Here is an 8,953-nt window from a genome sequence, read left to right on the forward strand (position 1 = left end):
GGCGACGGCAATCCGGTAGGCGCGGCTCACCACGTGGGATAGCCCGAACAGGCGCGCATCAGCAGGATCAGGAGAATCGTCCCGGCGATCGACACGGCGATCGAGCCGGCGCAACCGAACTTATTCGAAAAGAAGACAAACACAGGCCAGGAATCACACCGCTGCAATTGACTCGCCCCTTATCGTATCCGGGTTTCTCCGTGAAATCCGTGGCCGCCTGCCTCAGTTCCGCGGCGTGCGTGCAATCCGTGGCGCCTGCGTCAGCTCGACGAGCACGCCGAGATCGCGCGGCTGGCGCGGCGGCGGTTGGCGGGCGGTCCTGCTTCCCACACCGTAAATCGCGCCGCCGTCGTCCCGCTGGTCGCGATCGACGCTGTAGAGCCGGTAGCCGGTTGGGATCGGGGCGTAGACGATCGGATTGCCGGAGTACGGATCGAGCGGCATGCGCGGCAGGTATGCCGGTACGAGTGCGTCGAGCGCGGCGGGGGGCGCGCCCCGATCCGCGCGGAAGCGTTCGATCGCCAGGGCCGTCACCAGCACACGGCGCGACGCGAGATCGAGCGCGGCCGACAGCGCATCGAATCCTCCATACGCGACACCCTCGGACAGGAACTGCCGCGCGATGATGCCGCGGCGTTCGGCGCCGGGCGGGGCCGCCTCCCTCGCCGCGCGCTCTGCGCGCTGCCGGATGACGTCCAGCTTTCGCGGCCATGGCTGCGCCGCCAGCGCCACCAGCTCGTCGAAGGTGCCGAGGTGCTGCCGGTTGGCGCGGGCGATCCACGGACGCATGACACGGCGCAGCAGCGCCTCGAAGGGCCCCTCCGCAGGCGCCTGGATCCACTCGAGGAAGCGCACGCGCTGTGCCCGGGCGTCCGCGGCGAGCGTGTCGTCGTCCGGCAGCGTCGTCAGACTCTTCTGCAAGTCCGCGAGGGCGGCCGCGGGGACCGCGCCGTGGCGCAGCAGGATCCGGCAGCTGCCGAGGAGGCGCGTCGACAGCTGGGCGCGCCGGAACGTCGACAAGGCGCGGGCGAACCGGACACAGGCCGTCAGCGCGCGGGCGGCGTCCTCGGTCCGTCCGCGCGCGCTGAGCAGATCCGCGCGGAGCGCGCACAACGATCCGAGCGTCGACAAGGCCTGCAGGCCCACGCGGTCGGAGAACTCGCCGAAGCCGTTGAAGTCGAGCGGCGCCGCCTGATCGATCAACTGCAGCGCCGGGGCGTCGTGCGGATACGACCGTTCGAGCTGCTCGACGCTTTCGACCACGGCGAGCGAGTCCACGTCGATGCGGGAGAGACGGAACGTCAGCTCCGGCTCGAGCGCTGCCGCCTGCTCCGCGGCGGCGGCGTAGATGCGTGCGGCCTGGCGGCGCTCGGGCGTGTCGCCGCCGGCGAAGAGGTCCGCGGCCGCCACAGGTTCGCCGCGTGCGGCCAGCGCGGCGATGTCGCGCGCGAGCGCGCGCGCCTCGTACCGGTCCTAGGCGATCCAGGCCACGGCCGGGACCATCAGGTTCGCCAGAATGACGCGGCGCGTCGAACGCTTCAAATCTGCTTCAGCTGATTGAGGTGATGCAGTTCGTGGCCGGCGAGCTGCGCCATCACCCAGTCCGGGGTGAGGGAGCCGTACTCGGGGTGGGTGAAGGGCCGCGTGCGCAGCTTCGGCGCGAGCCCTTTGAACATCGCGAGGTTGAAGCGCCGCAGCGCCATGTAGGTGTCGAGCGCCGTCGGTCCGTCCGCCGCGTCCAGCGACAGCCACGCATCCTGATCGAACGGCTGCGCGACGTACCCCTCCTGGCTCGCGCCGTAGCGGACGCGGGTGGTCAGCGCCAGCTCGGTCTGCGCCAGATGCACGAGGATCTGACGCGCCGTCCACTTGCCGGGCGCGTAGCTGCGCTGCCACTGCCGGGCCGTCCACTTGCTCGTCAGCGCCTTGATCTTGCGCGGCGTCGTGGACAGCGCCTTCACCGGATCGAGCGACCCGAGGGCCTCGGCGTAGGGGTTCTTGTGCATACCCCGTCGAGCTTAGCAAACGCCGGGTCAGGTCTGCGAACGGGCGCTGGACGGGTGCCAGGTCTGCGAACGGCCGCTGGATGGTGCCAGGTCTGCGAACGGGCGCTGGATGGGTGCCAGGTGTCAGGTCTGCAGACGGCCGACCACGGTTCGCGCGCCGGCTGCCGTGGGCGCGTCGCTTCGTGGCGGCCGTTGGCAAACCGGACCCTCGACGGCGGGCGGGTGCAGACCTCGCACCGGTTGGCGCCCGTTTACAGACCTGACCCCCGTCAGACGACCGTTCGCAGACCTGGCACCCGTCGGCGCCCGTTGGCAGACCTGACCCCCGTCAGCGGGCCGTTCGCAGACCTGGCACCCGTTGGCGCCCGTTGGCAGACCTGACCCCCGTCAGACGGCCGTTCGCAGACCTGGCACCCTAGAACTGGCACCCTAGAAGCCGGGGCGCAGGTTGAACGCCCACAGCCAGCCGCGGCCCGGACGATCGATCGGGCGGACGTAGTCGATCTCCGCGATCGCGAAGCCGAACAGGTTGGCGCGGATCAGCGCGCCGACGCTGCGCACCAGCTTGCCGTCGCTGCCCGTCAGCCGCAGCGAGCCGCTGCGATCCCAGGCGGCGCCGGCGTCGGTGAAGACGCCGAGTTCCACCGGCAGCGGACCGTAGAAGTTGTCCCCGCCGAACGCGCCCCAGAGCGGGAACCGCAGCTCGAGGTTGGCCAGCACCATCCGCGAGCCGAACAGCTTGTCGAACACCGGGCACGTGCCATCCGTCGCCGTCCCGCATTCCTCGGCGCGGAACGACCCGTAGTCGTAGCCGCGCACCAGCTCCGTGTAGCCGAGGAACACCGGCGTCAGCAGCGAGCTCTCGGCGTCGCGCCCGTACCGCCCGTAATACATGCCGCGCAGCGCGATGGTGAACGGCCGCACCGGCATCAGGTAGGTGCGGTAGTCCGCCAGCGCGGATCCATAGCTCAGATCGCCGGCGGTCTGATCGATCTCCAGGCGGTAGCGCTGACCCCGGATCGGGCTCGTCGCGCCGAAGATCGACGTGTCGTAGACGAGCGCCGAGCTGACCATCCCGAGGTTCAGCGTCGGGAAGCGGCTGAGCGTCTGGCGATCCTCGGTCAGCTGCTGCCCGGTGTTGATGTCGAACAGCCGCGTCGTCAGATCCTGCTTGCCGCTGATCTGCCGCAGGCCGCCGGTGAACTCGAGACGCTGCGCGCGGTTGAACGGATAGGCCGCGATGCCGGCAACGCCGCGGTCGGTCTGGATGATGCGGAGCTCCTCTTCGGCCACCGCCACCTGGCCGTTCCCGGCATCGACCAGCCCCTGCCCGAAGCCGCGCTGCACGTAGGGCGTCGAGTCGACGGCGGCGCCCCAGTTCCAGCGCCGCGACCGGTTCAAGTAGACGACCGACCCGCCGGCCTCGTCGAAGCGATTGGTGAGCTGCAGCGTGCCGCCGACCGTGTGGTTGCCGAGGATGTCGCTGAACGCCGCCGAAATGCCGCCGCCGACGTAGCTGCCGAAGCTGTCGACGCCGACGCCGACGGTCGGCTGGCCGATGAAGTCGAGCGACAGCTTCGGCTTGTATGGCGTGGTCTCGTAGGCCGCTTCCGCGGCGATCGACGGCAGGCCCGCGGTCTGCTGGCGAAGGTAGGCGTAGACGGTGCCTTCCCCGGTCGTGCGCGGCGGCAGGATGCCGGCGTCGCGGGGGAGGCCGGTCGCCAGCGCGGATCCCGACGTCGTGGCGTCGTTGTCGAGCGCGTAGATGTTGTAGCTGTCCGCCTCGTAGACGCTGAACACCACGCGCGAACCGCCGACCGACAGCGCCGGACTCATCGCCGTGATGCCGGACACGCCGGTCAGCAGGTTGGTCACCTGCAGCGGCTCGCCGCCGGCGGCGTCGATGCGATAGATGTTCGAGATGCCCTGGCGATCCGAGATGAAGTACAGCGCGCGGCTGTCCGGCGTCCACTGGGGATTGATGTTCTTGGCCCCCTCGAAGCCGCCGAGCGCGCGGACGTCGCCGGTCGCGACGTCGAGGAGCGCGAGCTTCGGCGGCCCGGCGTCCAGATCGCGCAGGTCGCTGCTGAACCGATCGCTGGCGAAGGCAATCGAGCGCCCGTCCGGCGACCATGCGGGGTGCAGCTCCGAATACGCGTCGCTGGTCATGCGCTTCAGCGTGCTCGACGCGAGGTCGTAGATGAACAGATCGCTGAGGCCCCCGGTGAGCGCCGCGAACGCGATCCGGTTGCCGTCCGGCGACCACGCCGGATTGAGGATCTCGTCGACCTCGGGAACCGGGATCCTGCGTTCCTCGTCGCCGGTGCGCGCGTTGGCGATGAACAGCACCGCGCGGCCGCCGCTGAGCGTGGCGTAGGCGAAGCGCTGGCTGTCGCGCGACCAGGCGCCCGCCGAGTCGATGAAGCCGATGCTCTCGATGTGCGGGCTGGTGGCGTTGTCGGTGATCTTGCGGATGATCTTTCCGGTCGTCGCGTCGGCGATGTAGAGATCGATCGAGAACAGATCGCGCGCCGAGAAGAAGGCGACCCTGGATCCGTCGGGACTCAGCTCGGGGCTGACGTTCAGGCCGCCGCGGTTCGGCTTTTCGGTGATCAGCGGGCGCGCGCTCGCCGACACCAGCTTCGTGGCTTCCGCCACCGGCCGGTACGCCGCCATGGTGGCGTCGTGCCACTGCTGCGACACCTCTTTTTCCGACAGCCCGAGCACGCGGGTGAACGCCCCCTTGTAGCCGTCGCTCCCGGCCCCGGAGCGCAGCATGCTGCCGATCGCGCGGTCGCCGTACCGGCCGCCGATGAAGGCCCAGAAGGCGTGCCCGTAGCGGTAGGGGAAGTAGCGGGGGTCGTCCAGATCCGCGATGGTGGGGAATTTCTCCCGGCGGATCGCCTCGCGCATCCACATCGCGGTGTGCGGATCGCGCGGGCCGAGCGACAGATATTCCGCCATCCCCTCGATGAACCAGAGCGGCAGGTTCAGCGCGCCGGCATTCCCCGCCGCCGCCGAGCTCGCGTTGGTGCTCGTGATGTCGTACTGGAAGGCGTGCACGAGCTCGTGCCCGAGCACGTGATCGGTCGCCTCGAGCGGACCGGCGAACGGCAGCACGATACGCCGCTTGTAGGCTTCGGTGACGCCGCCGGTCCCTTCCCCCAGCTCACCCGCGACGACATTGGTCTGGCGGAACTGCGACGGGCTCGCGTACAGCACCAGGGCCTGTCGGCCGCGCAATTCGTGCGAGAGGATGGTCGACAGCCGTGCGTACCAGCGCTCGGCCATGCGCGCGGCCATCCGCGAGGCCGGCTCCTCCTCCGGGTAGTAGTAGATGTCGAAGTGGTCGGTCTTGAGGACCTTGAAGTCGAACGTCCGGTACTGGACCTTGTTCTGGCCGAAGTACCCGACCTGGGCGGACGCCGGCGCGGGCGCGACGGCGAGCGAGAGGGCGAGCGTCAAGGCAAAGGCAGCTGTCCGTTTCATTACCCCTCCAGCGGGACCCCACCGGCGGGCTGCAACGGCTGTACCTTCGGGCTCGGCGTCGAAATCGCGGAACCAACCCCGGTTCAGCTTCGTCAACCACTGAGCCAGCCTGCCTAATCGGAGGCATCCGTGCGCCGTTCCAAGACCTGCCTCGCCATCCTCGCGCTCGTCCTCTGCCCTGCCGCGGCCGGCGCCCAGAGTCCGGAGAGCAAGACGACCGATCTCGACGCCTTCATGGCCCGCGCGCTGCAGCGTCGGGACATCGACAGGAAGACGCTCGAGGACTACGTACTGGATGAGGTCGAGGAGTTCGAAGTCCTGGGGCCCGGACGCGCGCCGTTTACACGGATGCGGCGCAAGTACACGTGGTACGTGCGCGACGGCTATCACGTGCGCAGCCCGCTCGAGTTCGACGGCGTCCCGATCCCCGAAGCGGATCGACGCGCGTATGAAGACCGCTGGCTCAAGGCCGAGCAGCGCCGGCGCGCGTCTCGCAGCGAGCGTGAAGCGAAGCGCGCCGCCGAAGGGAAGCCGCCGGTGCTGGGTGCCCCGTCGATCAACGAGCCGCGATTCGTCTCCGAGTCCTATTTCATGGACTTCAAGTTCGAGCCGGGGAACTACTACCTCGCCGGCAAGGACACAGTCGACGGCACCGCCGTGCTCAAGATCGACTACCTGCCGACGAGGCTGTTCAGCGACAACGACGAGGAGCGCCGCGCGGCGCGCGAGGAGCGCGACGACTCGCGGCGCGAGGAGCGGCGCGAGGAGCGGCGCGATGCGCGAAGCGAGCAACAGCGCCGCCGCGAAAAGGAGATCGAAGCCGACATCGATCGCAAGATGAACAAGTCGTCGCAGGTCGCGCTGTGGGTGGATCCGACGTCGCACCAGATCGTCAAATACACCTTCGACAACGTCTGGCTCGATTTCCTTCCCGCCGGCTGGATCGTGCGCATCGACGACCTGCGCGCCTCCATGCAGATGGGCCAGCCGTTTCCCGGCGTGTGGCTGCCGCGCGGCGTCTCGATCCACGCCGGCGTCACCATCGCGCTGGGCTCGATCGAAGTGCAGTACACGCGCGCGTTCAGCAACTACCGCCGCGCGGATGTCTCCTCCAAGGTGTCGGTGCCGAAGCGTCCGGGGCTGAAGGAGGGCGGCCGATGATCGCCATGCTCGCACTCGCCGCCGTCCTGCAGGTCGACACCATCGCCGAAGTCCGCGTGCACGGCAACGCCAGGGTCAGCGACGCGGTCGTCCTCCAGCTGGCCGGCGTCGCGGTCGGACAGGCGCTCGGCGCCGGCGATCTCGCGGCGATCGAGAAGCGGCTGCGCGACAGCGGCCGCTTCGACGAGGTCCAGGTGCGGAAGCGCTATCGCACGCTGGCGATGGACGAAGTCTCGCTGGTCCTGCTCGTGCACGAGCGCGCCGGCATCAGTCCCACCGGCGAGCCGCCGGGCGTCGCCCGGCGCCTGCGCAGCCATCTGATGTTCTTCCCCATTCTTCAGTACGACGATGGCTACGGCTGGACGTACGGGGCGCGGACGAGCATGGTCGATGTCGCCGGGAAGGGGACGCGTCTGTCGGTGCCGCTCTCGTGGGGCGGCACGCGCCGCGTGGCGGTGGAGATGGATCGGACGTTCAAGTCCGGTCCGGTGACCCGGCTCTCGGGCTCGTTCGGGCTCGCGCAGCGCGAAAACCCGCACTTCTCGATCGACGATCGCCGTCTCGAGGTCGAAGCACGCGCCGAGCGGCGCCTCTTCGGGCGCCTGACGCTCGGCGCCGAGATCGCCCGCAGCCGGATTACCTTCGCGCCAGTCCGGGACAACGTGTGGACCTCCGGCGCGGACGTCACCCTCGACACCCGGAACGACCCGTCGTACCCGGTGGATGCGGTGCTGGCCAGCGCCGCGTGGAACCGCCTGCACGCCATCGGCACGGCCAGCTTCAGCGCCTCGGGAACGGCGATCGATCGCTACCGCCTCGATGCGCGCGGCTACAAGCGGGTGTTCGGCCAGAACGTACTCGCGGCGCGCGTCGGGTACGACACGGCTTCGGCCCCGCTCCCCCGGTACGAGCAATGGCTGCTCGGCGGATCGACACTGCGCGGCACCCGGGGCGGCGCGTTCGCCGGCGACAAGCGTTTCGTCTGGTCGGCCGAACTCCGCGTACCCTTCTCATCGCCGCTGAGCGCCGGCCGTACGGGAGTCAACGTGTTCGTCGACGGCGGATCGGTCGCGCCGTTCGGCGAGCGGATCGCCGGCCAGACACGACACCGCAGCGCCGGCGCGGGTCTCTGGCTGACCGCCGCCATCTTCAGCCTGAACCTCGACGTGGCGCGATCGATCGACGGCCGTCGCACCCGCGTGCACTTCGGGACGGGATTCAGCTTCTAACGCCTGTCACGGACGTACTCTCGCGGAGGTCGCAGAGAACGCAGAGCAACTCTTCGGTTCCGGCTCTCTCTCCGCGAGCTCTGCGTTCTCCGCGTGAGTACGTCCGTGACAGTCGCTGCCAGTACTCAGCGTCCCGCAAAGGTCACGACGTACTCGGTCCGGGGGCGCAGGCGCACGGTCACCGTCCGATCGGTGCGGGACGTCACCGGCACGTCGGTGCCGCGCGCGCGGACGCCGGTGATGCGCTGGTTCGGCGGCGCCGCGATGACCACGTCGCCGTCGACGTCGGGCCGGAGCATCGCGCGCGTCGCGCGGCCGCCGCTCCACTCGATGTCCACGGCCACCGCGCCGCGGGCGCGCAGGCCCCGCACCGCTCCCGCGGACCACGGCTCCGGGAGCGCCGGCAACAGCGCGATCTCTCCGGCGTGGCTTTGCAGCAGCATCTCCGCGATCCCCGCCGTCCCGCCGAAGTTTCCGTCGATCTGAAACGGCGGATGGTTGTCGAGCAGGTTGGGCAGCGTTGATTTCGCCAGCAAGGCGAGGACGTGCTCGTGCGCCTTCGCCGCGTCCTCCAGGCGCGCGTAGAAGTTGATGATCCACGCGCGGCTCCATCCGGTATGGCCGCCGCCGTTGGCAAGACGCCGTGCGAGCGTGTCGCGGGCGGCGCGCGCGAGATCCGGCGTGCCCCGCGGCGTGATCTGGGTGCCCGGGCTGAGCGCGAAGAGCTGCGAGATGTGGCGATGCCCGGGGTCCTGCTCCTCGTAGTCCTCGAGCCACTCCTGGATCTGTCCCCAGCGGCCGATCTTCAGCGGCGGCAGCTGCGCCCTCGCGCGGATCAGCCGCTCGCGAAAGTCATCGTCCGTCCCAAGAATCTCGCTCGCCGCGATCAGGCGCGAGAAGAGCGTGTCGGCGATCTGCGTGTCCATGGACGGTCCCATGCAGACGCGCGCGGTCGTGCCATCGGGCAGCTTGTAGCGGTTCTCGGGCGAGAGCGAGGGCCCGGTGATCAGGCGGCCGGCGGCATCGACCGTCATGTAGTCGAGCAGGAACGTCGCCGCCTCTTTCATA

At 69.6% G+C, this 8,953-nt stretch carries 6 protein-coding genes; 2 read left to right on the forward strand and 4 right to left on the reverse strand.

What is annotated here, in order from left to right:
* Positions 1-222: 222 nt before the first annotated feature.
* The 3 genes from VFK57_04505 to VFK57_04515 form a co-directional block, all read right to left on the reverse strand.
* The gene (locus VFK57_04505; GenBank protein HET7694946.1) at positions 223-1,410 is read right to left on the reverse strand and encodes a hypothetical protein; all 1,188 of its coding nucleotides are present in this window, start codon (positions 1,408-1,410) and stop codon (positions 223-225) included.
* A 128-nt stretch (positions 1,411-1,538) separates the two neighbouring features.
* Positions 1,539-2,006, reverse strand: coding sequence for a DinB family protein (locus VFK57_04510; GenBank protein ID HET7694947.1), 468 nt, complete (start codon positions 2,004-2,006; stop codon positions 1,539-1,541).
* 429 nt (positions 2,007-2,435) lie between these two features.
* A complete protein-coding gene (locus VFK57_04515) occupies positions 2,436-5,495 on the reverse strand; it encodes a BamA/TamA family outer membrane protein (protein HET7694948.1) in 3,060 nt (1,019 codons plus the stop codon).
* A gap of 129 nt (positions 5,496-5,624) precedes the next feature.
* Here VFK57_04515 and VFK57_04520 point away from each other — a divergent pair, with 129 nt between their 5' ends.
* Positions 5,625-6,656, forward strand: a complete 1,032-nt coding sequence (locus tag VFK57_04520; GenBank protein ID HET7694949.1) for a hypothetical protein — start codon at positions 5,625-5,627, stop codon at positions 6,654-6,656.
* The gene (locus VFK57_04525; protein ID HET7694950.1) at positions 6,653-7,885 is read left to right on the forward strand and encodes an FtsQ-type POTRA domain-containing protein; all 1,233 of its coding nucleotides are present in this window, start codon (positions 6,653-6,655) and stop codon (positions 7,883-7,885) included. The genes VFK57_04520 and VFK57_04525 overlap by 4 nt, the downstream gene beginning before the upstream one ends.
* 125 nt (positions 7,886-8,010) lie before the next feature.
* Here the strand turns inward: VFK57_04525 and VFK57_04530 are convergent.
* A partial coding sequence (locus VFK57_04530; GenBank protein HET7694951.1) for a hypothetical protein occupies positions 8,011-8,953 on the reverse strand: 943 nt, incomplete at its 5' end.

Source organism: Vicinamibacterales bacterium (assembly GCA_035699745.1).
Classification (GTDB): Bacteria; Acidobacteriota; Vicinamibacteria; order Vicinamibacterales; family 2-12-FULL-66-21; genus JAICSD01.

Coding starts and splice junctions, on each gene's coding strand:
- VFK57_04510 (HET7694947.1), bottom strand. CDS start 2,006: ATGCACAAGAACCCCTACGCCGAGGCCCTCGGGTCGCTCGATCCGGTG.
- VFK57_04515 (HET7694948.1), bottom strand. CDS start 5,495: ATGAAACGGACAGCTGCCTTTGCCTTGACGCTCGCCCTCTCGCTCGCC.
- VFK57_04525 (HET7694950.1), top strand. CDS start 6,653: ATGATCGCCATGCTCGCACTCGCCGCCGTCCTGCAGGTCGACACCATC.